Raw genomic sequence first — 22,978 nt, 5'->3', positions numbered from 1 at the left:
CCGGACGAGCGGGGGTCAAACCGGTGCCTTTTTCGCCGGGCAGCGGTCGGTCCGCCGGGGCGGCGGTCAGTCCGGGGAGTTTTCGCCGGTCGGGCGGGGGCGCGCCTCCGCGGTCGGTCCGCCGGGGCGGCGGTCAGTCCGGGGAGTTTTCGCCGGTCGGGCGGGGGCGCGCCTCCAGGGCCGCGGCCAGCTTGCGGCACCACCGGCGCACCAGCGTGACCAGGCAGGCCAGGGTGCCGGCCCAGGTCAGGGCGAACGCCCAGACCAGGGCCGGGGAGGCGGTGGAGACCGCGGCGAGGAACAGTCCGAACGACATGCAGGCCAGCAGGGCCGCGGCCACCCCCGTCCGGTGGGCCCGGACCGCCCCCCGGGGCCCGGCCCACGGCCTGGCGCCGCGCCGCATCGTCCGCAGCCGGCGCTCCAGCACCGCATCTGCGCGCAGATCCTGTTCGATCTCGGTGAGGATCGTCCGCTCTCGCTGGGAGAGGCCATCGCTTTCCATGGCGGCCTCCTGCTCTCCGCACACTTATTCCGCACGCTCTTCCGGTCCCGTGCCCCTACCCACCCGGCGATCGGGTAGTACCGCGGAGCGCCCCCCGTTCGCCCGGCGGTGTCGGGGCCGGTTCGGCGGCCCCGCTCTGCCAGGTTGGACAGCATGTCCAAGAGCGCGCTGATCGTCATCGACATGCTCAACACGTACGAGCACGAGGACGCCGAGCTGCTGTTGCCTTCCGTGTCCCGGATGCTGCCCACCCTCGTCGGCCTGGTCGGGCGAGCCGCGGCCGCGGGCGTCCCCGTCATCTATGCGAACGACAACTTCGGACAGTGGCGTTCGCACCACGGAGAGATCCTCGAGACCGCCCTGGCGGGACGGCGTCCGGACCTCGTCGACCCGCTCCGGCCCGGCGAGGACGCCTTCTTCGTGGTCAAGGCCCGGCACTCCGTGTTCTACGAGACACCCCTCGCCTACCTGCTGGGCACCCTCGACGTGGACCGCCTCGTCCTGACCGGGCAGGTCACCGAGCAGTGCATCCTGTACTCGGCCCTCGACGCGCACATCCGGCACCTGGAGGTCACCGTCCCCCGGGACGCGGTCGCCCACATCCACGCCGATCTGGCGCAGGCGGCCCTGCAGATGATGGAGCGGAACATGTCCGCACAGGTGCTCGACGCGGCCGACCTGGACTGGTGACTCTCGGGGTCTAGCCGTTGGCCGTGACCAGGAGGGTGCGGGCCGGGGTCCGGCCGGGCAGGCGGCAGCGGTGCGGGACCTCGCCGCGGTGGTGGGCGCTCTGGCCCGCCCGCAGGGTGAGCGGTTCCTCGCCCTCGACCTCCAGGACGATCTCCCCCTCCAGGACGTAGAGGAAGTCCTCGCCGGGGTGCTCGAACCAGCCCCGCTCGCCGCGCCCCGGCTCGAAGTGGTGCTCGTACGCCTCCATCAGGCCGCTGCTGCCGCCGGGGATCAGCACCCGGGCCACCTGGCCGGCGGCCTCGCTGACCCTGATCACCTGGGGGTCGCTCTCGTGGCTGACCCTGCCCGGGCGGTCCGGGGGACGCAGGAAGGTGCCGGGGGTGACGTCCAGGGCCTCGGCGATCCGGTAGATGGAGCTGAGGCTGGGCGTGGCGAGACCGCGTTCGAGCTGGCTGAGGAAGGGCTGCGAGAGGCCGGAGCGGACGGCGAGCGCCGCCATGGAGACCCCGCGCTGCTTGCGGCAGGCGCGGATCACCTGCCCGACCGCGATCGCTTCGGGGGAGGGTTCGGGGCGAGACACGTTCGTGAACGTACCCCATGGGCGATCACCCGCCGGGGGCCGCCGGAACGTTTCGTACTGCTGCAACACGCAGTTCATAGACCTCGTCAATTATTGACCTCACTTATCGAAGACCACGACCGAGGAGTCCTCGCGTGCACGCCTCCCCTTCCCCACCGGGCCGCCGGTCCGCTCCGGGCCGGCTCGGCCCGGCGCTGGCCGCGGCCGGCGCCCTGCTCGCACTGTGGTCGGGGCTCGCCTGGTCCGGTGCGGTGGCTCCGGGGCTGCTGCCCACGCCGTCCGAAACCCTGGCCGCGCTGGCCGAGAGTGCCCGCAGCGGCACCCTGGCGACCGATCTCGGCGCGAGTCTGGCCCGCGCCGGGCAGGGTTTCGCCCTCGGTGCGCTCGCGGGCAGTGCGCTCGGGTTCGCCACCGGCTACCTGCCGCGGCTGTCCGCCGCCGTGACCCCGGTGGTGTCGTTCCTGCGCCCGATCCCGGCCATCGCCCTGGTGCCGCTCGCGACGGCCTGGTTCGGGATCGGCGAGACCGCGAAACGGCTGCTGATCGCGTACGCGGTGCTGCTCGCCGTATGGCTGTACGTCCATGACGGGGTGTCACGGGTGCCGGTGACGCATCTGCGGGCGGCCCGCTCGCTGGGGGCGCCGCTGCACCGGCGGTTCACCGAGGTGCTGCTGCCGGCCGCCCTGCCCGCCCTGCTGGCGGCGCTCCGGTACGGCGCGTCGGTGGCCCTGCTCGCCCTGGTGGCCGCGGAACTCGGCGGCGCGGACAGTGGGTTGGCGTACCGGCTTCAGGTCGACGGCCAGTTCCTGCGGGTGGACCGGATGTTCGCCGGGCTGCTGGTGCTCGGCCTGCTCGGGGTGGCCGTGGATCTCGTACTGGCGGCGATCGGCCGCCGGTTCGTGCACTGGAGCGCGTCATGAGCCGGGCGGTGCGGCTGGAGGGCCTGTCCGTCGGGTACGGGAGGACGTCCGGGGGATCGCGTCGGCCCGCCGTGCCGGTGCTGGCGGGCGCGGAACTGGAGTTCGCGGCCGGGTCGTTCACGGCGCTGCTCGGTCCGAGCGGGTGCGGCAAGTCCACGGTGCTGGGCACGGTCGCCGGCTTCGTCCGGCCGTCCGCCGGGCGGGTGACCGTCGGCGGGGTGCCGGTCGACGGGCCCGGCCCGGACCGGGGCGTGGTCTTCCAGCACTACGCGCTGTTCCCGTGGCGCACGGCGCGCGGCAACGTCGAGTTCGCGCTGAAACGGCTGGGGCTGCCGCGCGCGGAGCGGCGGCGGCGCGCCCTGGCCGCGCTGGACGAGGTGGGGCTGGCGGACGGGGCGGAGAAGTATCCCGCGCAGCTGTCGGGCGGGATGCAGCAGCGGGTGGCGCTGGCCCGGGCACTGGCCGCGGAGCCCGAAGTCCTGCTGATGGACGAGCCGTTCGGGGCGCTGGACGCGCTGACCCGGACCCGGATGCAGGCGCTGCTGCGGCAGTTGTGGCAGCGCGCGGGCACCACCGTGCTGTTCGTCACCCACGACATCGACGAGGCGCTGGCCCTCGCCGAGCGGGTCGTCGTCCTGGGCGGCTCCCCGGGCCGGGTGCTGGCCGACCACCCCGTGCCCACCGGGCCGGCCAACCCGGCCAACCCGGCCAACCCGGCCGACCCCGCCGACCCGGACCTGCGCGCGGTGATCGCCGGCCACCTCGGCACCGAATGACCCCGGGCCTCCCGGCCCCACCGCTCCCCACCCCGCCCCACCCCCGTCCACCCCTAGGAAGGACTGCTCTGCCATGCTCAGACCCCGCGCGGCGGCCGCCGTACTGCTGGCGGCCCTGCTCACCGCCCTGACCGCCACCGGCTGCTCCGGCGGGCCGGGCGGATCCGGTGGCGCGGACGGCCGGGACCGTCCCGCCGTGACCATCGCCGCCAGCGACCACCTCGGCGGCGCGCCCGTCTACCTCGCCCAGGAGCGCCGGCTGTGGGCTGCCGAGGGCCTCGACGCGCGGGTGACCACGTTGCCCACCGGCCGGGACGCGCTGAACGCGGTGATCGGCGGGCAGGCCCGGTTCGGTGTGGTCGGTGATCTGCCGGCCGTCACCGCAGCCCTGGGCGGCCGCGAGGTGCGGATCGTCGCGGACCTGTCCCGGTTCTCCGACTGGCGGCTGCTCACCCGCACCGACCGCGGCATCACCGGCTTCGCGGCGCTCAAGGGCCGCAAGGTGGGGGTGCCGCGGGGGACGAACGTCGAGTACGCGCTGTCGCGGATGCTCGGGTCGGCCGGGCTGTCGGCCGCGGACGCGACGGTGGTCAACCTCGCCCCCCACCAGGTCCCGGCCGCGCTCGCCCGTGGCGACATCGACGCCGGCGTCACCTTCCCCAGCTTCTACGAGGCCGCCCGCACCACCCTCGGCGGGCGTTACGCCGAGCTGCCGTTCACCGGCTACACCGCGCGGACCCTGCTGATCGCCGGCCCGAAGGCCCGGGACTCCGAGGCGACCGCCGTGCTGCGCGGCCTGCTCCGTGCCCAGCGTGAGCTCGCGGCAGACCCCGCCGGCGCCCAGCAGGCCGTCCTCGCCCAGGCGAAGGGCGCCCTCCACGCCGGATACGTCAGGGCGTACCAGCCCCGCTACACGTACGGCGCGACGCTCTCCGCCGAACTGCTGGCACAGCTGACGGAGGAGGCCGCCTGGGCCAAGGCCGCCCAGGGGCTGCCCGGCGCGGCGGACCGGTCCGCACTGCTGCGCCACGTACACCCCGTGCCGCTGCGTGCCCTCGACCCGGCCGCCGTCACCGTCACCGTCACCGTCACGGTGCCCGCCGGCTAGCCACCGCACCCCCTTGCAACCCCACCACACACAGGAGGCACCACCAGCATGACCACCGTCGACCAGAACACCCTGCGCCGCCGCGGCGTGGGCCTGCGCGCCCACGACCCGGAGCGGAGCTTCGGCGGCTACACCCTGTACACGCCGATCGCCGGATCCGGGGAGGTCGTCCTCGTCGACATCGAGGGCAAACCCGTCCACACCTGGAACCCGCAGCACCCGCCCGGCCGGCACGCCCAGATCCTGCCCAACGGCAACCTGTTCTTCCAGGGCAAGGACACCACCGGCCCGACCCTGTTCCCCATCTGGGACGTCTACCACGGCGGCATCCTCCAGGAGCTCACCCCGGACGGCACGGTGGTCCGCGAGGTGCGCCACCCCTTCCACCACCACGACGCCTCACTGCTGCGCAACGGCAACCTGATCGTGCTCGGCGTGGAGCCGCTGACGGCCGTCGACGCGGCCCGGATCCGGGGCGGCATCCCCGGCTCGGAGGCCGCGGACGGGGTGGTCTACGGGGATGTGGTGTACGAGCTGACCTGGGACGGGGACGTGGTGTGGCGGTGGGCCGCCATCGAGCACCTCGATCCCGAACAGGTGCCGCTGAACCGGCACTTCGCGCGCGAGCACTGGCCGATGGCGAACACCGTCAACGAACTCGCCGACGGCGGGATCGTCGTGGGCTTCCGCAGCGCGTCCACGACCGTGGCCGTGGACCGCGCCGACGGGTCCGTGCGCTGGCGGATCGGTCCCGACGTGCTCGCGCAGCAGCACTACCCGCACGAGCTCGGGTCCGGCCACATCCTGGTCTTCGACAACGGGACCTACCGCGACACGACCTCCGTGCCGTACTCGCGGGTGGTGGAGCTGGATCCGCGCACCGGCGAGGAGGTCTGGGCGTACGAGGACAACCCGCCGCAGAACTTCTACAGCCCGTACATGTCCAGCGCGCAGCGGCTGCCCAACGGCAACACCTTCGTCGCCGAGGGCTCCTTCGGCCGGCTCTTCGAGGTGACCCCCGGCGGCGACGTGGTGTGGGAGTACGTGGTCCCGGAGTTCGGCGCGTTCGGCGCGGGCGTGGGCCTGGAATCCTCCCGCGGTGCGCAGAACTCGGTGTTCCGCGCCTACCGTTACTCGGCGGAGCAGATTCCCTGGCTGTGACAGCCCCGGCCGGCGCGGCCCGCAGGGCCCGTACGGACCGTGAGGGCGGTGCGGGCGGCGCGGCTGTCGCCGGCCAGTGCTCCGGCGAGGTCGCGGAGGATGTCGGGGGTGTGGTTGCTGACGATGCGCCCGCTCCAGGTGTCGCAGAGCGCGGGGACGGTCAGCATGCCCGTGTAGTGGTGGCCGGTGGCCTCGTACGCGCGGCGCAGTTCGGCGTGTCCGGCGGGCGAGGCCTCGGCCGGGCCGAGCACGGTGACCGGGACGGCCTCGCCGAGGCCGAGCCGGGTGTGCAGGTCCAGCACGGTCCGTGAGGCGGGACAGTCCGCCGAGAGGTAGAGGCGGTAGCGGCGCGGGGCCGGGGAGAACCCGGCTCCGATCCGCCCGCGCAGGACGGTCGGCACGGCGACGGCGGGCAGCGTGGTCGTGATCGCGGACGTGGTCGTCATCGCCATCGTGGTCGCGGTCGTAATCGCGGACGTGGTCGTGGTCGTGGTCTGGGACATGGCTCTCCTGGGGCGTGGGTCGGGCAGTGCGGGATCGGCGGTCAGCGGGAACGGCCGAACGCACTGCACACGCGCAGGAGATCGATGTGGAGTCGCCGGGTCAGCCACCAGCGGCGGGAGTTCCGCGCCGCCTCGCCCACCGCCCGGGTCATGTCCACGACGCCCAGTCTCGTGACCGGGTCGGGGACCGTCAAGGACGCCGACACGGCAGGATCGCCGCAACTCCCGCAGCGCGGCCGCCGATCAGGGGGCGCGGCGGACCCGGCCGAGGACCAGGACCGTGTCGTCGGTCGCCGAGTCGGGCAGCAGGTTCGCGAGGATGCGGTCCGCAGCGCCCTCCAACGTCCCCGAACAGCTCCGCAGTTGGGTGCGGAGGGCGTTCAGGCCGGTGTCGATGTCCTGTCCGCGCGCTTCGATGAGTCCGTCGGTGTAGAGGGCCAGGACGGCGCCCTCCGGCAGGTCGACGCCCGTCGAGCGGAAGGTGACTCCGCCCACGCCGAGGGGGACTCCGAGCACCTCGTCGATGGTGTGGACGGTGCCGTCCGGGTGGCGCACCAGGGGCGGGGGGTGGCCGGCGTTGGCGATGCGGGCGCGGCCGGTGTGCGGGTCGTAGAAGACGCAGACGCAGGTGGCGAGTTCGATGCCGGAGTCCTGGGCGCAGGTTTCGAGTTCGGCGAGCAGGTCCTCGGGTTCGGGGTTGTGGCGGGCCAGTGCCTTGGCGGTGAGGCGCAGCCGTCCCATCGAGGCGGCGGCCGGCACGCCGTGTCCCATGACGTCGCCGACGACGAGGGCGATCCGGTCGCCGGGCAGGCCGATCACGTCGTACCAGTCGCCGCCGACCTCGGTGTGGTGGCTGCCGGGCAGGTAGCGGTGGGCGACGGTCATGTACGGGCTGGTCGCCAGGGCGCTGGGCAGCAGGGCGCGTTGCAGGGTGAGGGCGATGTCCTGGACGCGGCTGTAGAGGCGGGCGTTGTCCAGGCAGAGGGCGGCGCGGGAGGCGAGCTCGCCGGCCAGGCTCAGGTCGGGCTCGGTGAAGACCGGGCGGGCTGCGGAGCGGCCGAACATGGCGAGGCCCTGGACGGTTCCGCGGGCGATGAGCGGGGCGATGACGATGCAGGCGAGGCCGCTCTCGAGGAGGATCCGGGCGCGGTCCCGGTGGGCGACGGTCCGGGTGGTGAAGTCCTCGTCGACCAGGACGTTGAGGGGGCGGCCGGTGCTCAGCATCTGGTGGATGCTGGAGCCCGGCGGGTAGGTCACCTGCTCCAGTCCGCCGACGAGTTCGTCGGCGGGCGGCGGCAGCGTCGTCCCCCAGGCGATCCGGCGGGTGGCCAGCGGCAGCGCGGGGTCGAACCGTTCGGCTTCGTTCATCCATTCGACCAGTTCCACGACTGCGCCGTCGCAGAAGTCCGGTACCGCGGCGTCGACCAGCTCGCGGGCGGTGAGGTTCACGTCGAGGGTGGTGCCGATGCGGGCGGTGGCCCGGTCCAGCAGGGCGAGCCGCTGCCGGGCCGCCGTCGCTTCCAGCAGTGCGTGTTCCCGGTCGGTGACGTCGACGAGGAGGCCGCCCAGTCCGCGCCGGGTGTCGCCGGCTCCGGTCAGCGGGAAGAAGCTCACGGACCGCACCTGGTCCTGGTCGGGGCGGCCCGGTGTGCGCAGGCCGACCAGTGCGCTGACCAGCGGCCGGCCCTCTTCGGCGACGGCCCGGAGCATGCGCTGGAACTCGCCGTCGTCCGAGGTGGCCATGATGTCGGTGACGGGGCGCCCGAGGTGGTCCTCGACGGGGATGCCGTCCATGTCGGCGAGCGCCTGGTTGAGGTGGACGTACCGCAGTTCCTCGTCGAGCATGACCAGGCCGATCGGGCAGGTCTCGAAGAGGGAGTCGAGGAAGGCGAGGTTTGTCTTCACCCGGTCGAGTTCGACGCCCTTGCTGGCCAGGCCCATGATCACGGATCCGCCGGTGGCGCCGGTGACCGGGAAGACCCTGAATCCGCAGGTGAACACCGTGCCGTCGCGGTGCCGGGCGGGCAGCCGGACCCGCCAGTACCCGAGGGTGCGGCCGCGCTCCACCAGGCGCTCGGCCGCGCCGGTCTCGCCCGGGGGCGGCGCTGGGAACAGGCGGGCGGCGGGCCCGGACAGCACCTCCTCGGACCGGTATCCGAAGAGGTCCTGCGCGCCGGGCCCCCAGTAGCAGACCCGGTGCCCGTCGTCCATGCCGAACACGGCCACGGCCACGTGCTCCAGCAACGAGCCCGGCTCGGACCTAATCGGACCCGACACCATGCCCTTCATTCTGGCGGTTACTCGCGAGGAAACACGACATGTGGCTATGGTGAGCGCCCTCGATCGAAAATCCCCTTCGGATCCCATGAACAGACACGGATCCGCCGCATCGATCGAAGGATGTCCTGCCAATCCAGGGCTATTTCAACAGCGCAGAGACGTGGTGCCGGAAACACCGCCCGACGTCGGCCGCTTCGAGCCGGCCTGCCCCCGCCCCGATCCCAGGGCCGGAGGGGCGGCGGTTTCCTCTCATTCACCTACCTCGCGAAGGCAAGGCAGAGATGGCACACATCCCCCCGTCCTCCCCCCGACGGTCCTCCCGGCAGCAGCCGCGCCGGCAGGCGCATCCGGTCGACGAGCTGCTCCCCCTCCCCCGGCTGGCCCTGTACGGCTTCCAGCACGTCCTCGCGTTCTACGCGGCCGCGGTCATCGTCCCCGTGCTCCTCGGGAACGCCCTGGGCCTGTCCCGCCAGGAACTCACCCACCTCATCAGCGCGGACCTCCTGACCTGCGGTATCGCCTCGATCATCCAGGCGTTCGGGGTCTGGAAGGTCGGCGCCAGGCTGCCCCTGGTCCAGGGCGTCACCTTCACCGCCGTCTCCCCCATGATCGCCATCGGGCTGGGCGCGGGCGGCGGCACCGCCGGACTGCTCGTGGTCTACGGGGCGGTGATCACGGCGGGTATCGCGACGTTCCTGTTCGCCCCCGTCTTCAGCCGGCTGGTGAAGTACTTCCCGCCGGTCGTCATCGGGACGATCCTCACGATCATCGGCATCACGCTGATCCCGGTGGCGCTGCAGGACGCGGCCGGCGGCGCCCACCTGATAGGCACCCCGGCGTACGGCGCGCCGGAGAACCTCGCGTACGCGCTGGGCACCCTGGTCTTCATCCTGGCCGTCGCCCGGATCGGCAGGCCCTTCCTCAGCAGCGTGGCCGTCCTGCTCGGGCTGGTCGGCGGCACCCTGGTCGCCTGGCTGGCCGGCGACGTCGACTTCGGCGGGGTGCGGGAGGCCGACTGGTTCGGCGTCACCACACCGTTCCACTACGGCATGCCCCGGTTCGAACTGCTTCCGATCATCGCCATGCTGGTGGTCATGCTGATCACCATGGTGGAGACCACCGGCGACGTCTACGCCATCGGGGAGATCACCGGCAAGCGCGTCGACACCGACACGGTCGCCCGGGCCCTGCGCGCGGACGGCGCCGCAACGGTGCTCGGCGGCGTGCTCAACTCGTTCCCGTACGTGGCGTTCGCCGAGAACATCGGCCTGGTGCGGATGTCCCGGGTGATGAGCCGGTACGTGGTCGTCGCGGCCGGCGTGTTCATGGTCGTGCTCGGGCTGCTGCCCAAGGCGGGCGGCCTGGTCGCGGCGATCCCGCACCCGGTACTGGGCGGGGCGGCGCTCTCGATGTTCGGCATGGTCGCGGCGGTCGGCATCCAGATCCTGGGGAAGGCCGACCTGCGGGAGGAGCGCAACGCCCTGATCCTGGGGGTCAGCCTCGGCGCCGCCCTGCTCCCGACCACGGTCGCGCCGTTCTTCGAACGGATGCCGGACGATGTCCGGGCCGTCCTCGACAGCGGGATCACGCTGGGCGCGGTCACCGCCATCGCGCTCAACCTGCTGTTCAACGTCTTCACCAGCCGGACCACGATGGAGATCGACTGGGAGGACATCGGGGATCCGGCCGCGGAGGGCGGCGCGGCTCCCGCCCGCTGACGCGCCGCCCGCTGGCACCCCCGCCCGCTGACTCCGCCTGGCCGTCCCGACGCCGATGCGGCCCTGTACCCGCGCCTGCGGGTGCAGGGCCTCTCCTCACTGCCAGCCCACGGGATACGGCGGGGGCCCGTCGGCCTCGCCGGCCTCGCCGCCTTCGCCGATCAGCTCCCAGAAGTGGTCGACGAGGCGGCGCAGGAACTCGGCGCGCTCGGCGGCGACCTCCTTGAGCCGGGCGTCGCCGTTCAGCCCGACCAGGTGTCCCATGTAGCGCTCCGCGAACGCGGAGAACTCGGCGTGCATCGTGCGCAGCGCGTCGCCCGCCCTGGTCGCGTCGACCACGGCGAGCTCCGCGACGGGTTCGACGTACGCCTTCCAGCGCCCGTCGACGGCCGCTCGCAGCAGGCCGGCCAACTCCTCTTCCCTGCCCATGATTCCGATGAGCTCCGGGAGGGAGAGTCCCAGGGCGTCCACCAACGCCCTGGTCTGCCAGGCGTCCCCGAGCCAGTGCTGCTGTGCCTCGGCCGCCCGGTAGGCGGCCGCGTCCATGCCGATACGTTCCGCCAGGCGCTCCACGGTGAGCTGCCGGGCCAGCCGGCGCTCGGCCAGGGTGCGCGGCCGGACTCCCATGAGCGTCACCACGTCGCACCACAGGACATCGGCCAGGGAGAACAGCTGCCGGTCGGTCGGCGCGTGGGTGCCCTGCTCCCAGGCCACGACCAGATCGGGGTGGACGGGGGTTCCGCAGGCTGCCATCGCGTGGGCCACCTGGGCCGTGGTCATGCCGACGCGGGCTCGCGCGGACCGGGCTTCCGCGGGGGAAAACGGAGTGCTGTACACGTACAAAACACCTCGCAACACCCTTGAGCGCGCGGGCTCAAGAGAGACGGATTGGTGGATGAACATCCAGGAGCGGGCACATTAACAGATGTTTCCGCAGGTGCAATCGCCAATGATCCTTCGATCCGAAGGCAATACCGTCCGGTCGGACGGGGCCCGGATTCAGCCAGTCTTCGCCGGAGCCATGGCATGGGCCTGACAATTCAAGGTCCCTGTGGGACCCTCCCGGCACCGCACCTCGAACGACGCACTCCCGCGAGTCCGGAACGACCCGGAACGGGCTCGCACCCCCCACAAGGACGTGGCAAGGAGGAGCGAAATGAGGCACTTTTCGCATGTCACCGGAATCGCCGCACTGGTCGTCGCAGCGGCCTTCGGCGGCACCACCGCGGCTCTGGCTCAGGGTCCCGCGGCCGATCAGAAGCTCGACGGCGTGATGGTGGTCGCGGGCAACAGCTGTAGCTGGACCAATGCGAGCACCAGCGCCTTACCCCCGAACGCCCTCACCGTCGACCGCACCACGGTCAACACCCCGGGCGGCAACCTGGCCTGCGGCGGCGGCATCACCGCCGTCCTCAACAACAACCCGGCCTTCACCTTCGACGACGCCGCCGGCACGGCCCGCACCGACCTGATCGACATCACGGGCCGGCAGAGCTTCATCTCCTGCCGCTACAAGGCGACGAACCTCGTGTGGGACCGCGACGGGACGACCCGGAAGTACATCAACCGGGCCTTCACCGCCACCAAGACCTCCGGCAGCTTCCTGTGTCCGGGCTCCGTCGCCACCCCGGCGGGGGACGCCTCCATGCTGTTCCACTGAGCGAACCCGACAGGGTCGGCGGCGGCCCCTCGGCGGCCGCCGTGAAGGGAAGGAGCAGCAGACCGGCATCGCGGTGAGGGCGGCGAGCACTCCGGCCGCGCTCACCGCGTCCGCGCCGGTGAGCACCATCAGGCAGACGCCCGCCGCCCGGCCGGGTGGCGGGCGCTCGGCTGCCGGGAGAGCAGGACCCGGGCGCTGTCATCACCGCCCCGTGGAGCGGGCGGCCGGAAGCCCGGTCAAACCCCTGGTACGGAACCGCTCCCCGAGCCCGCCCGCAGCGCCGGCAGGCCCGCGGCGAGGGCGGCCAGGGTCCGGCGGAGGGTGGGGAGGAATTCCGGGCAGGCCGCGGCGAGGGCCGGCTCCTGGGCGTAGAGCTCCCGCATCACCGGCGGCGGGGTCACGATCGGGTAGAGCACGCCGACGAGTCCGGCGGCGGCCATGATCAGCTCCGCCCCCTCGCTCTCGGTCAGGACGGGATGGGCGGCCGCGGTCCGCGCCCCGAGCCGGGCGATCACCGCGTGCACCTCCCGCTTGAACGCCCGGGCGGCCTCCAGCGAGATGTTGTGCTCCAGGGTGGTCGAGGTCTGGCCGATCAGATCGCAGAGGAAGGGGCGTTCCGCCAGGCTCTCCGCGATGGCCGCGACCACGTCGTCTCCGGCGCTCCCGGTGCGCGCGGCGGCGAGCCGGCGCGTGAGCGCCTGCTCCCACTCGCCCCAGGCCTCGCCCGTCAGCTCCAGGAAGATCTCCTCGCGGGTCCCGAAGTAGCGGACCACATTGGACTTCGCCAGGCCCACGGCCTCGGCGACCCCGGCGAGGGTCACGTTCCGCACCCCCGACGCCGTGCCGAGGGTGCGCGCGGCGTCGAGTATCGCCGCACGGCGCTGCCGCTTCTGTTCCGGCCGTCGGGCGCGGGCGAATTCCACCTGTGTCATGACGTTCCCAAGCATACGAGGGCCTTAACAGACCCGTGTACTCTTAATAACAGAACAGCGTTCTGTTATACCCCGGGAACGGAGGCGGAGAGGCGCTATGCCCGAAGTACGGCTGCACGTCAACGGCACGGTCCGGACGATCGAAGTGGAGCCCCGGGTCAGCCTGCTCGACGCACTGCGCGAGCGGCTCGGCCTGACCGGCACGAAGAAGGGCTGCGACCAAGGTGCGTGCGGTGCGTGCACGGTCCTCGTGGACGGGGAGCGGATCTGCTCCTGTCTCGCGCTGGCCGTCCAGTACGACGGCCGCGAGATCACCACCATCGAGGGCGTCGCCGACGGCGACCGCCCGCACCCCCTGCAGACGGCCTTCATCCGGCACGACGGCTTCCAGTGCGGGTACTGCACCCCGGGCCAGATCTGCTCGGCCATCGCCATGCTCGCCGAGCACGCGGCGGGCATGCCCAGCGCGGTGACCGAGGATCCCGCGGAAGCTCCGGAGCTGACGGACGAGGAGATCCGCGAGCGGATGAGCGGCAACCTCTGCCGCTGCGGCGCGTACAACGGCGTCCTCGATGCCATCAGGGAGGTGGCAGCCCGATGAGGCCCTTCAGCTATCTCAGCGCCCCGGACGTGGCCACGGCGGTCGGCGCGGTCGCCGAGCACCCCGGGGCCAGGTTCCTCGGCGGCGGCACCAACCTGGTCGATCTGATGCGCCAGGACATCGAGCGGCCGGACACGGTCGTCGACATCAGCCGGCTGCCGCTGGACCGGATCGAGGAGCTGCCGGACGGCGGACTGCGCATCGGCGCCCTCGTCCGCAACAGCCGGCTCGCCGCCCACCCCCTGGTCCGCACCCGCTATCCGGTGCTCACCCAGGCCGTGCTCGCCGGCGCCTCGCCCCAGCTGCGGAACATGGCGACCGTCGGCGGCAACCTGCTCCAGCGCACCCGCTGCCCGTACTTCTACGACACCGCCGCGCAGTGCAACAAGCGGGAGCCGGGAGCCGGTTGCGACGCCCTCGGCGGATTCGCCCGGTCCACCGCCGTCCTCGGCACCAGCGGCCACTGCATCGCCGCCCACCCCTCCGACCTGTGCGTGGCACTGGCCGCACTCGACGCAGTGGTCGAGGCCGAGAGCATACGGGGCGTGCGGCGCGTCCCGCTCACCGAGTTGCACCGGCTCCCCGGCGAGACCCCCCACCGGGAGACGGAGCTCGCCGCCGACGAGCTGATCACCGCCGTGGAGCTGCCGGCCCTGCCGTTCGCGGCCCACTCCCACTACCGCAAGGTCCGCGACCGCGCCTCGTACGCCTTCGCGCTGGTCTCGGTCGCCGCCGCGCTCGACGTCCGCGAGGGCCGGGTGGTCGGCGTACGGCTCGCCCTCGGCGGGGTCGGCACCAAGCCGTGGCGCGCCCGCGAGGCCGAGCGGGTGCTGACCGGGGCGGCGGCCGGCGAGGAGTCGTACGGGCGGGCCGCCGAGGCCGAACTCGCGCAGGCGGCCGGCCGCTCCGGCAACGAGTTCAAGATCGAGCTGGCCCGGCGCACGATCGTCGCCACCCTGCGCCGGCTCCACGACGACGGGAGCGCCTCATGACCCCCGCCTTCCGCACGGTCGGCACCGCCGTCGACCGGGTCGACGGCCCGGCCAAGACCACGGGCACGGCACGGTACTCGGCGGAGTTCGCCTACGAGGGGCTGGTGTACGCGGCCCTCACCTACGCGACCGTCGCGCGGGCCCGGATCACCGCGATCGACACCACCGCGGCCGAGGCCGTCCCCGGTGTCCTCACCGTGCTCACCCACCTCAACTCCCCCGCCATGAAGCCCCCGCCCAAGCCGAACCCGGTCAACCTGGACACCCTGGCGAGCGCGAGCTCCGTCAACTACCTGAACACCGACGAGGTGCACTGGGACGGGCAGCCGGTCGCCGTGGTGGTCGCCGGGACCCGGGAGGCCGCCGAGGAAGCGGCCGGGCTGGTGGAGGTCACGTACGCGCCCCTGCCCGCGGCCACGGACTTCGCGGCGGAGGAGCCGACGGCGGTCCCCCAGAAGGGGAGCCTGATCCAGCATGCCGAGGGCAGCAAGGGTGACGCGGACGCGGCGCTCGCCGCCGCACCCGTCTCCGTGGACCTGCGCTTCGGCACCCCGCGGCACCACCACAACGCCCTGGAGCCGCACGCCACCACCGCCGTCTGGGACGGCGACCGGCTGACCGTGCACGACAGCGCGCAGAACATCGAGTGGGTCCGCACCCACCTGGCGCTGAAGTTCGGCGTCCCGGCCGCGGGCATCCGGGTCGTCTCCCCTTATGTGGGCGGGGCGTTCGGCGGCAAGACCATGGTGTGGCCGCACACCGTCCTGGCGGTGCTCGCCGCCCGGGTGACCGGCCTCCCGGTGCGTCTCGCGCTCAGCCGCGAGGGCGTGTACCGGGCCACCGGCGGCCGGCAGCCCTCCGTACAGCGCGTCGCGCTCGGCGCCGACCGGGACGGCCGGCTGACCGCGCTGATCCACACCAGCACCGCCCCGGTCGGCCGGACGGGAGGCGGCCCCGAGCAGATCACCTCCGTCGCCCGGCACCTGTACGCCGCGGACCACATCCGCCACCGGCAGTACGTCCTCCGGCAGGACACCGCCCCCAACACCTACATCAGGGCGCCGGGCGAGTCCATCGGCTCGTACGCCCTCGAAGCGGCCATGGACGAGCTGGCGTACCGGCTGGGCATGGACCCGGTCGACCTGCGGGCCCGCAACGAGCCGGACCGCAACCCCATCGACGGCAAGGCCTTCTCCCACCGGCGGCTGCGGGAGTGCTTCGCGGCCGGTGCGGAGGCCTTCGGCTGGTCGCGGCGGACCCCCGAGCCCGGCTCGATGCGGGACGGGCGCTGGCTGGTCGGCTGGGGCACGGCGGCCGCCTACCATCCGTCGTGGCAGCTCCCGGCGAACGTGACGGTACGGCTGAACGCCGACGGGACCGCGCTGGTGCGCTGCGCCTTCCACGAGCTGGGCATGGGCGCGGCGACCGCGCAGGGCCAGATCGCCGCCGACGCGCTCGGCCTGCCCTTCTCCGCCGTCACCGTCGAGTACGGGGACACGGCCCTGCCGACCGGGCCGGGCGCGGGCGGGTCCGCGCAGACCGCGAGCGTGGCCGCGTCCCTGCTGGCGGCCTGCGCGAAGATCCGCAGGGCGGTCGGGCAGCCGGCGCCCGGGGAGTCGTACGCGCAGGTGCTGGCCCGCACCGGGCGGGACCACGTGGAGGCCGCCGCCGGCTCGGACACCCGCCTCGGGAAGGCCGTCGGGCAGGTGCGGTTCATGACCAAGTTCCTGACCGACCGCCGGCGCTGGGTGAAGGCGGCCTCCGGGGCGCAGTTCTGCGAGGTGCGGGTCGACCCCGACACGGGCGAGGTGCGGGTGACCCGCTGGACCGGTGTCTTCGACGTCGGCCGCGTGGTCAACTCCCGCACGGTGGCGAGCCAGTTGCGCGGCGGCATCGTGATGGGCATCGGCCTGGCCCTCTCGGAGGAGACCCTCCTCGACCCGCGCACCGGGCGGATCGTGAACCCGAGCCTGTCCGAGTACCACGTCCCGGTCCACGCAGACATACCCCGGATCGACGTCCAGTGCCTCGACGACCCGGATCCGACCATGCCGCTGGGCGTGCTCGGGGCCGGCGAGGTCGGCATCACGGGCGTCGCGGCCGCCGTCGTCAACGCCGTCCACCACGCCACCGGCAGGCGCGTCCACGACCTGCCCCTCACCTTGGACAAACTGCTGTGAACGTTCTCCTGTTCGGCGCCACCGGCATGATCGGCCAGGGCGTGCTCCGCGAATGCCTGCTCGACGACCGGGTGGACAGCGTCCTCGCGGTCGTGCGGCGCCCGCTCGGCTTCAGCCACCCCAAGCTCCGCGAGCTCGTCCACCGGGACTTCACCGACTTCTCCTCCGTGGCCGGGGAGTTCGCGGACATCGACGCCTGCTTCTTCTGCCTGGGGGTGTCCTCAGCGGGCCTGAGCGCGGAGGAGTACCGCCGGATCACCTACGACTACACCCTCGCCGCGGCCCGCGCGCTGCCCGCCCGACCCGGCCTGACCTTCACCTATGTCTCCGGCGAGGGCACGGACAGCACGGAGCGCGGCCGTTCGGCTTGGGCGCGGGTGAAGGGACGTACCGAGAACGACCTCCTCGCCATGCCCTTCCACACGTACGTGTTCCGGCCCGGCTACATCCATCCGCTGCACGGCGCCCGGTCCCGCACCCCGCTCTACCGCCGGCTGTACGCCGCGTCCTCCTGGCTCTACCCGCTGCTGCGGCGGGTGGCTCCGAAATACGTGACCACCACGGAGGCCCTGGGCCGCGCGATGCTCGCGGTCGCGGAGCGGGGTGGTACCGGGGAGCACGTCCTGCACAGCCCGGAGATCAACGGGGCGGCCGCCGACCGCCGGCCCTGAGGCCGGGCGCGAGCCCGGCCCGATCGGCAGGACACCCCTACGCGTCCTGGGCCCGGTCCCGGCCCTGCCGGAACCGGGCCAGGCCGTCGGCCAGGTCGACGACGGGGTCCGGGTAGTCGTACCGGGCCCGCTCCGGCCCGGGGAGCTTCCACGGCTCGTGGACGTACGGGGCGGGCAGTCCGGCGAGTTCGGGAACCCAGCGGTGCACGTACGCGCCCTGCGGGTCGTGGCGGCGGGCCTGGAGCAGCGGGTTGAGGACCCGGTTGGGGCGGGTGTCGGTGCCGGTGCCCGCGGCCCACTGCCAGTTGAGCTGATTGTTCGCGAGGTCGCCGTCGACGAGCAGGTCGAGGAAGTGCCGGGCCCCGATGCGCCAGTCCACGTACAGGGTCTTGGTGAGGAAGCTCGCCGTCAGCAGCCGGGCCCGGTTGTGCATCCACCCTTCGTGGCGCAGCTGCCGCATGGCCGCGTCGATGACCGGATAGCCGGTGCGGCCCTCCTTCCACGCCCGGATCTCCGGTCCGGCGTCCCGTTCGGTGCGCCAGTGGTCGCCGCGGGAGCGGTAGTCCTCGGTCGCCGTCCCGGGCCGGGCGGCGAGCACCTGGTGGTGGAAGTCCCGCCAGCAGATCTGGCGTACGAAGGCCTCGGCGTCCGGGCCGTCCGCCGCGCGGGCGCGCCGTACGGTCTCGGCAGCCGACACGGTGCCGAAGTGCAGGTGCGGGGAGAGCCGTGACGTGGCGTCGGCGGCGAGGTCGTCATGGGATCCGAGGTAGTGGTGGAGTCCGCCGGCGGCCCAGCGGGCGAGCAGCGTACGGCCGGTGGTTTCGCCGCCGCGCGGCACCCCCGGCGAGACGCCCGGTACGGCGCTGCGCGCGGGCAGGGGCTCCGAGGTGATGCCGTCGGGGACCGGCACGGCGCGCGGGGCGGCCTGTACCGCGCGCGGGGGCAGTTCGGTCCAGCGGCGGAAGTAGGGGGTGAAGACGGCGAAGTGGTCGGAACCGGCGGGGACCACCGCGCCGGGGGCGACGGCGGTGACGACCCCTTCGTGCACGTGCAGGCGCCGGCCCTCCCGGGCCAGGGCGTCCCGCAGGTGCTCCTCCCGGGCCTGGGCGTACGCGCTGACTCCCGCCGCCAGGTGCACCTCGTGGGCGGCCGCCTCCCGGGCCAGGGCGCACACCTCGGAGGTGACGTCTCCGGATCGCACGACCAGCCGGCCGCCGCGGTCGCGCAGTGCGCGGTCGAGGTCGGCCAGGCAGTCGGCGAGGAAGGCGAGCCGGTTGGGTGCGGCGAAGCCGGCGGCGTCGATACCGCGGTCGCGGACGAACAGCGGGACCACCCGGTCGACGGAGGAGAGTGCCGCGCGCAGCGGCGGGTGGTCGTGGACCCGAAGGTCGGAGGTGTACAGGACGATCGCGACGTTCACCGGTCTGCTCCGCATCGGGACGGGGAGGCTGTTGGCATGAGGGGCTCGCGCGGCGGGCGTCCGCTGGATGCCCCGCCGGAAACCCGCTAGCGGTTCTCTTCCGGCCCGTTGTCCGCACGCTCGGCGCTGAGGCGTTCGGCGGCGCGGGTGATGTTGCGGGCCATGCCGCCGAAGACGACGGCGTGGAACGGGGACACGCTCCACCAGTAGAGGTGGCCGAGCAGGCCGTGCGGGTGGAACAGGGCCCGCTGCCGGTAGCGGGCGCCGGAGCCGGACTGCGGGTCGGCGTACATCTCCAGCCAGGCGAGGCCGGGCAGCCGCATCTCGGCGCGCAGCCGCAGCAGGCGGTCCGGTTCGATCTCCTCGACCCGCCAGAAGTCCAGTGAGTCGCCGACCCGCAGGCGGGCCGCGTCGCGCCTCCCGCGCCGGATGCCGACGCCGCCGACGAGGCGGTCGAGCCAGCCGCGCAGGGCCCAGGCGAGCGGGAAGGAGTACCAGCCGTTGTCCCCGCCGACCCCTTCGATGATCTCCCACAGGGCGTGCGGGGAAGCCTCGGTGTCCCGCTGCCGGCGGTCGGTGTAGAGGCTGCCGCCCGCCCAGTCGGGGTCGGTGGGGAGCGGATCGCTGGGGGCTCCGGGCAGCGAGGCGGAGGACCAGCGGGTGGTCACGTTCGCCTCGCGGACCCGTTGGAGGGCGAGGGAGAGGGAGCGGTCGAAGCCGAGGGGGTGTCCGGGCGGGTCGGGGACGTAGCGGGCGATGTCGTGTTCTTCGCAGACCACTTCGTGGCGCAGGGACTCGGCGAGGGGCCGGGCGAGCGCCGGCGGGACGGGGGTGACCAGGCCGATCCAGAGGCTGGACAGGCGGGGGGTGAGCATCGGGACGCGCAGGATCAGCCGGTGCGGCAGGCCGGCCACGGCGGCGTAGCGGCGCATCATCTCCTCGTAGGTGAGGATGTCGGGGCCGCCGATGTCGAAGGTCCGGTTCACCCCGTCGGGCATGCGGGCGCTGCCCACCAGGTAGCGCAGGACGTCCCGTACGGCGATCGGCTGGACGCGGGTGCCGACCCAGCTGGGGGTGACCATGACGGGGAGCCGCTCCGTCAGGTAGCGCAGCATCTCGAAGGACGCGGATCCGGAACCGATGATGACCGCGGCGCGCAGTACGGTCGCCGGCACGTCCGCGCGCAGGAAGATCTCGCCGACCTCGGCGCGCGAGCGCAGGTGCGGGGAGAGTGCGCGGGCCGGCTCGGCGGCGGGGGTCAGTCCGCCCAGGTAGACGATGCGCCGGACGCCGGCGGCGCGTGCCTGTTCGGCGAAGATCCGGGCGGCCGTGCGGTCCTTCCCCTCGAAGCCGGTCCCGGTGGTGAGGGAGTGGACGAGGTAGTAGGCGACGTCGATGCCCTGCAGGGCGTCCGCGACCGAGGCCGCGTCGGTGACGTCCCCGCGCACGACCTCGGCCCGGCCGGCCCAGGTGTGGTCGCGCAGCTTTGCCGGGGTGCGGGCGAGGCAGCGGACGCGGTGGCCGGCGTCGAGGAGCTCGGGCACCAGGCGGCCGCCGATGTATCCGCCGGCCCCGGTGACCAGGCAGTGCAGCTGCCTCCCGGGATCCTGCGGTCCGGCCGTTTCGGCGTGTGTGCTCATTAGTTCTCTCCGCTCCTCCGTCGTGGGTGCTTTCCCCCGGGCCGGGCCGGGGGGATGCGCGGAACACGCGAACGGGGGGTTCCGTCACCCGTCCGGCGGACGGGACCACAGATTGATAATGGGAACCGTTTCCATATAGGCTCCCCGTCCATACGTTCCGACACCCCAGGAGGTCCCCCATGGCCGTTCCGAAGCGGAAGATGTCCCGCAGCAACACCCGCCACCGCCGCGCCCAGTGGAAGGCCACCACCCCGCAGCTCGTCCCGATCACGGTCGACGGATCGGTGTACCGGGTCCCGCAGCGGCTGGTGAAGGCGTACGAGCGCGGCCTGCTGCGGCCCGAGGGCTGAGCCGGATGACTGGCACGACCGACGGGCGACTGCCCGTCACCGTCCTGTCCGGGTTCCTCGGCGCGGGAAAGACCACGCTGCTCAACCACGTCCTCGGCAACCGCGAGGGCCTGCGGGTCGCGGTCATCGTCAACGACATGAGCGAGGTCAACATCGACGCCGCCCTCGTCCGCGGCGGCGAGGCGGCACTCTCCCGCACCGAGGAGCGGCTGGTCGAGATGACCAACGGGTGCATCTGCTGCACCCTGCGCGACGATCTGCTGGAGGAGGTGGACCGGCTGGCCCGCGAGGACCGCTTCGACCATCTCCTCATCGAGTCCAGCGGCATCTCCGAACCCATGCCGGTGGCCGCGACGTTCTCCTTCCCGCGCGACGACGGCGCCACCCTCGGCGACCTCGCCCGGCTGGACACCATGGTGACCGTCGTGGACGCGGCCGGCTTCCTGCCGGAGCTCGGCGGGGGCGACGAACTCGCCGCGCGCGGGCTCGACCAGTACGAGGACGACGAGCGCACGGTCAGCGATCTCCTCATGGACCAGGTCGAGTTCGCGGACGTCATCGTCCTCAACAAGCTCGACCTGGTCGGCCCCGAGGAGGCCGCGCGGCTGCGCGCCGTGCTCACCCGGCTCAATCCCGAGGCCAGGATCGTGCCCGCCGTCCGCGGCCGGGTGGCGCTCGAACAGGTCCTGGGCACCGGGCTGTTCGACGTGGAGCGGGCCCAGCAGGCCCCGGGCTGGGTCAAGGAACTCAACGGCGACCACGTCCCGGAGACCGAGGAGTACGGCATCTCCTCCCTGGTCTTCCGCTCCGGGCTGCCCTTCCACCCCGGCCGGCTGTGGACCTTCGTCACCAAGGGCCTGGACAGCGGCACCTTCGGACGGGTCCTGCGGTCGAAGGGCTTCTTCTGGCTCGCCAGCCGGCCCCGGGTGACCGGACTGTGGTCGCAGGCCGGCGCGGTCGCCCGCTTCGAGCCCTCGGGCGCCCGCGGACCGGACACCGCCCAGGGACAGGAACTCGTGTTCATCGGCACCGGACTGCGCAGCGAGGCCCTGCGGGCCGCGCTCGAAGCCTGCCTGACGGTGCCGGGCGAGCCGGTGCCCGCCGAGGACGAGTTCCCGCACTGGGAGACGTACGGCATCGACGACGCCTGCGAGCACGAGCCGGCCGCCGCCCCGGAAGCGGCCTGAGCCTCCGGGCACCCGGTTCGGCCCGCCGAGCACCCGCGGTCAGGCGGTCAGGCGGTCAGCGCCGCAAGCTCCGCGTCGGCGCGCCCGGTGACCAGGGCGAGGACGCGGCCGGCGGCGGCCAGGTCCTCGGCGGGTATCCCGCCCCAGATGCGGGCGCTGATGGGGGCGGTCTCCGCGCCGACGGCGGCGATCAGCTCGCGCCCCGCATCCGTGGGGCGGAGGTGCGCGCCGTCCGCGACGAGCAGCTGCTTGTCCAGCAGTTCGGCGAGAGTGGCGCGGAGGCCGGCCGGATCGGCCTTGAGGGAGCGCCGGACCTGGGCGACGAGATCGTCCGCCGTCTGCGGGGCCTCGGCGGTGACGGCGGCGCGCAGGGCGACCTGCTGCCGGAACGTGACGCCGTGCCGGGCCAGCACGTGCTCCAGGACGCCGCGGGCGGCGTAGTGGGCCAGGCCGAGGGCGCGCGAGTCGGCGGCGGGTGCGGTGGCGGCGGATGCAGTGGTGGCTGTGGTGGCTGTGGTGGCTGTGGTGGCTGTGGTGGCTGCGGTGGCTGCGGTGGCTGCGGTGGTCATGGTGTTGTCCCCTGAGTGCTCTCGTCGTTCGGTAGGGATGGAGCGAGAGGTGCGTCGAGCAGGGTCGTCAGCTCTTCGGTGAACGCGCGCGTCCGCGGGGCGTCGAGGCCGCCGAGCGGCTCCAGCAACTGCTGGAGCAGTTCCTGGACCACCGCGATGGCCTGCCGCGTGACGGCCCGGCCCTGCTCGGTGAGGGCGAGCTGGACGGCGCGCGGGTCGCGGGGATCACGGGTCCGCTCGATCAGGCCGGCCGACTCGAGGGCGCGCGCCAGCTTCGAGACGTACAGCGCCTCCAGGCCGGTGTGGTCGGCGAGCCGGCGCTGGCTGGGCCGCTCGCCGGCGCGCTGCATGCCGTACAGCGACGCGACCAGTGAGTACTGCGCGTGGGTGAGGCCCAGCGGAGCCACCGCGCGATCGACCGCGACGCGCCACTTGTTGGCGAGCCGCCACACCAGGAAGCCGGGCGTGGGACCCGGTGAACCCTTGCTCATGCCAGATAAAGTACATGGCTACTATGTACATGGCTACTATTTTCTGG

The 22,978-nt window shown here is 73.2% G+C and carries 24 protein-coding genes; 13 read left to right on the top strand and 11 right to left on the bottom strand.

What is annotated here, in order from left to right; translation table 11 throughout:
* Positions 1 to 133: 133 nt before the first annotated feature.
* Positions 134 to 502 (bottom strand): DUF3040 domain-containing protein, encoded by a 369-nt coding sequence (locus AB0447_RS01505; RefSeq protein ID WP_366474373.1) that lies wholly within the window; start codon positions 500 to 502, stop codon positions 134 to 136.
* 153 nt (positions 503 to 655) lie between these two features.
* Between AB0447_RS01505 and AB0447_RS01500 the strand changes: the two genes are divergently transcribed.
* The gene (locus AB0447_RS01500; protein ID WP_366474372.1) at positions 656 to 1,192 is read left to right on the top strand and encodes an isochorismatase family cysteine hydrolase; all 537 of its coding nucleotides are present in this window, start codon (positions 656 to 658) and stop codon (positions 1,190 to 1,192) included.
* A gap of 10 nt (positions 1,193 to 1,202) precedes the next feature.
* Here the strand turns inward: AB0447_RS01500 and AB0447_RS01495 are convergent, their stop codons facing one another.
* A complete protein-coding gene (locus tag AB0447_RS01495; RefSeq protein ID WP_366474371.1) occupies positions 1,203 to 1,772 on the bottom strand; it encodes an XRE family transcriptional regulator in 570 nt (189 codons plus the stop codon).
* Between the two features lie 134 nt (positions 1,773 to 1,906).
* On the opposite strand from AB0447_RS01495, the gene AB0447_RS01490 reads away from it, so the two are divergent.
* The 4 genes from AB0447_RS01490 (at position 1,907) to AB0447_RS01475 (ending at position 5,737) form a co-directional block, all read left to right on the top strand.
* Positions 1,907 to 2,692, top strand: a complete 786-nt coding sequence (locus tag AB0447_RS01490; RefSeq protein WP_366474370.1) for an ABC transporter permease subunit — start codon at positions 1,907 to 1,909, stop codon at positions 2,690 to 2,692.
* On the top strand, positions 2,689 to 3,468 hold the full coding sequence (locus AB0447_RS01485) for an ABC transporter ATP-binding protein (RefSeq protein ID WP_366474368.1): 780 nt from the start codon (positions 2,689 to 2,691) through the stop codon (positions 3,466 to 3,468). Before AB0447_RS01490 ends, AB0447_RS01485 begins: the two co-directional genes overlap by 4 nt.
* Positions 3,469 to 3,541: 73 nt before the next feature.
* Positions 3,542 to 4,576, top strand: a complete 1,035-nt coding sequence (locus AB0447_RS01480) for an NrtA/SsuA/CpmA family ABC transporter substrate-binding protein (protein WP_366474366.1) — start codon at positions 3,542 to 3,544, stop codon at positions 4,574 to 4,576.
* 48 nt (positions 4,577 to 4,624) lie between these two features.
* Positions 4,625 to 5,737 carry an aryl-sulfate sulfotransferase gene (locus AB0447_RS01475; RefSeq protein ID WP_366474365.1) on the top strand — a complete coding sequence of 371 codons (1,113 nt, stop codon included), beginning with the start codon at positions 4,625 to 4,627 and terminating at the stop codon, positions 5,735 to 5,737.
* Here the strand turns inward: AB0447_RS01475 and AB0447_RS01470 are convergent.
* The 3 genes from AB0447_RS01470 to AB0447_RS01460 are packed head-to-tail and all read right to left on the bottom strand — an operon-like array spanning position 5,707 to position 8,520.
* The gene (locus tag AB0447_RS01470) at positions 5,707 to 6,240 is read right to left on the bottom strand and encodes a hypothetical protein (RefSeq protein WP_366474364.1); all 534 of its coding nucleotides are present in this window, start codon (positions 6,238 to 6,240) and stop codon (positions 5,707 to 5,709) included. The two genes, AB0447_RS01475 and AB0447_RS01470, sit on opposite strands and share 31 nt — an antisense overlap.
* Before the next feature lie 41 nt (positions 6,241 to 6,281).
* A complete protein-coding gene (locus tag AB0447_RS01465; RefSeq protein ID WP_366474363.1) occupies positions 6,282 to 6,446 on the bottom strand; it encodes a hypothetical protein in 165 nt (54 codons plus the stop codon).
* A gap of 37 nt (positions 6,447 to 6,483) precedes the next feature.
* Positions 6,484 to 8,520, bottom strand: a complete 2,037-nt coding sequence (locus tag AB0447_RS01460) for a SpoIIE family protein phosphatase (protein ID WP_366474362.1) — start codon at positions 8,518 to 8,520, stop codon at positions 6,484 to 6,486.
* A 281-nt stretch (positions 8,521 to 8,801) separates the two neighbouring features.
* Between AB0447_RS01460 and AB0447_RS01455 the strand changes: the two genes are divergently transcribed.
* Positions 8,802 to 10,238, top strand: a complete 1,437-nt coding sequence (locus AB0447_RS01455) for a nucleobase:cation symporter-2 family protein (protein ID WP_366474361.1) — start codon at positions 8,802 to 8,804, stop codon at positions 10,236 to 10,238.
* 96 nt (positions 10,239 to 10,334) lie between these two features.
* Here AB0447_RS01455 and AB0447_RS01450 read toward each other — a convergent pair whose 3' ends face one another.
* Entirely contained in the window at positions 10,335 to 11,018 is a 684-nt protein-coding gene (locus AB0447_RS01450) for a transcriptional regulator (RefSeq protein WP_366474360.1), read from the bottom strand.
* A gap of 376 nt (positions 11,019 to 11,394) precedes the next feature.
* Between AB0447_RS01450 and AB0447_RS01445 the strand changes: the two genes are divergently transcribed.
* Complete coding sequence (locus AB0447_RS01445; protein ID WP_366474359.1) at positions 11,395 to 11,898, top strand: hypothetical protein; 504 nt, start codon at positions 11,395 to 11,397, stop codon at positions 11,896 to 11,898.
* Positions 11,899 to 12,134: 236 nt separating this feature from the next.
* Here AB0447_RS01445 and AB0447_RS01440 read toward each other — a convergent pair whose 3' ends face one another.
* Entirely contained in the window at positions 12,135 to 12,830 is a 696-nt protein-coding gene (locus AB0447_RS01440) for a TetR family transcriptional regulator (RefSeq protein ID WP_366474358.1), read from the bottom strand.
* Positions 12,831 to 12,927: 97 nt separating this feature from the next.
* On the opposite strand from AB0447_RS01440, the gene AB0447_RS01435 reads away from it, so the two are divergent.
* The 4 genes from AB0447_RS01435 to AB0447_RS01420 are packed head-to-tail and all read left to right on the top strand — an operon-like array spanning position 12,928 to position 17,274.
* Entirely contained in the window at positions 12,928 to 13,431 is a 504-nt protein-coding gene (locus AB0447_RS01435; RefSeq protein ID WP_366474357.1) for a 2Fe-2S iron-sulfur cluster-binding protein, read from the top strand.
* Entirely contained in the window at positions 13,428 to 14,423 is a 996-nt protein-coding gene (locus tag AB0447_RS01430) for a xanthine dehydrogenase family protein subunit M (RefSeq protein WP_366474356.1), read from the top strand. The genes AB0447_RS01435 and AB0447_RS01430 overlap by 4 nt, the downstream gene beginning before the upstream one ends.
* A complete protein-coding gene (locus AB0447_RS01425) occupies positions 14,420 to 16,603 on the top strand; it encodes a xanthine dehydrogenase family protein molybdopterin-binding subunit (RefSeq protein WP_366474355.1) in 2,184 nt (727 codons plus the stop codon). The genes AB0447_RS01430 and AB0447_RS01425 overlap by 4 nt, the downstream gene beginning before the upstream one ends.
* Positions 16,600 to 17,274: an NAD-dependent epimerase/dehydratase family protein gene (locus AB0447_RS01420; protein ID WP_366474354.1), complete on the top strand. Its 675-nt coding sequence runs from the start codon at positions 16,600 to 16,602 to the stop codon at positions 17,272 to 17,274. The genes AB0447_RS01425 and AB0447_RS01420 overlap by 4 nt, the downstream gene beginning before the upstream one ends.
* 37 nt (positions 17,275 to 17,311) lie before the next feature.
* Here AB0447_RS01420 and AB0447_RS01415 read toward each other — a convergent pair whose 3' ends face one another.
* Entirely contained in the window at positions 17,312 to 18,694 is a 1,383-nt protein-coding gene (locus AB0447_RS01415; protein WP_366474353.1) for a deoxyribodipyrimidine photo-lyase, read from the bottom strand.
* An 86-nt stretch (positions 18,695 to 18,780) separates the two neighbouring features.
* On the bottom strand, positions 18,781 to 20,334 hold the full coding sequence (locus tag AB0447_RS01410) for an SDR family oxidoreductase (protein WP_366474352.1): 1,554 nt from the start codon (positions 20,332 to 20,334) through the stop codon (positions 18,781 to 18,783).
* Positions 20,335 to 20,513: 179 nt separating this feature from the next.
* Here AB0447_RS01410 and rpmF point away from each other — a divergent pair, with 179 nt between their 5' ends.
* Positions 20,514 to 20,684: a 50S ribosomal protein L32 gene (rpmF, locus tag AB0447_RS01405; RefSeq protein ID WP_366474351.1), complete on the top strand. Its 171-nt coding sequence runs from the start codon at positions 20,514 to 20,516 to the stop codon at positions 20,682 to 20,684.
* A 5-nt stretch (positions 20,685 to 20,689) separates the two neighbouring features.
* A complete protein-coding gene (locus tag AB0447_RS01400) occupies positions 20,690 to 21,871 on the top strand; it encodes a GTP-binding protein (RefSeq protein ID WP_366474350.1) in 1,182 nt (393 codons plus the stop codon).
* A 47-nt stretch (positions 21,872 to 21,918) separates the two neighbouring features.
* On the opposite strand, the gene AB0447_RS01395 is transcribed toward AB0447_RS01400, so the two are convergent.
* Both AB0447_RS01395 and AB0447_RS01390 read right to left on the bottom strand, forming a co-directional pair.
* The gene (locus AB0447_RS01395; protein WP_366474349.1) at positions 21,919 to 22,440 is read right to left on the bottom strand and encodes a MarR family transcriptional regulator; all 522 of its coding nucleotides are present in this window, start codon (positions 22,438 to 22,440) and stop codon (positions 21,919 to 21,921) included.
* Positions 22,437 to 22,931: a MarR family transcriptional regulator gene (locus tag AB0447_RS01390; RefSeq protein WP_366474348.1), complete on the bottom strand. Its 495-nt coding sequence runs from the start codon at positions 22,929 to 22,931 to the stop codon at positions 22,437 to 22,439. Before AB0447_RS01390 ends, AB0447_RS01395 begins: the two co-directional genes overlap by 4 nt.
* Positions 22,932 to 22,978: the final 47 nt, after the last annotated feature.

This window comes from Streptomyces sp. NPDC051211 (assembly GCF_040689505.1).
In the GTDB taxonomy this organism is placed as follows: Bacteria; Actinomycetota; Actinomycetes; order Streptomycetales; family Streptomycetaceae; genus Streptomyces.
The sequence above is the reverse complement of the archived record's forward strand: the minus strand, read 5'-3'. Positions and strand labels throughout refer to the sequence as shown.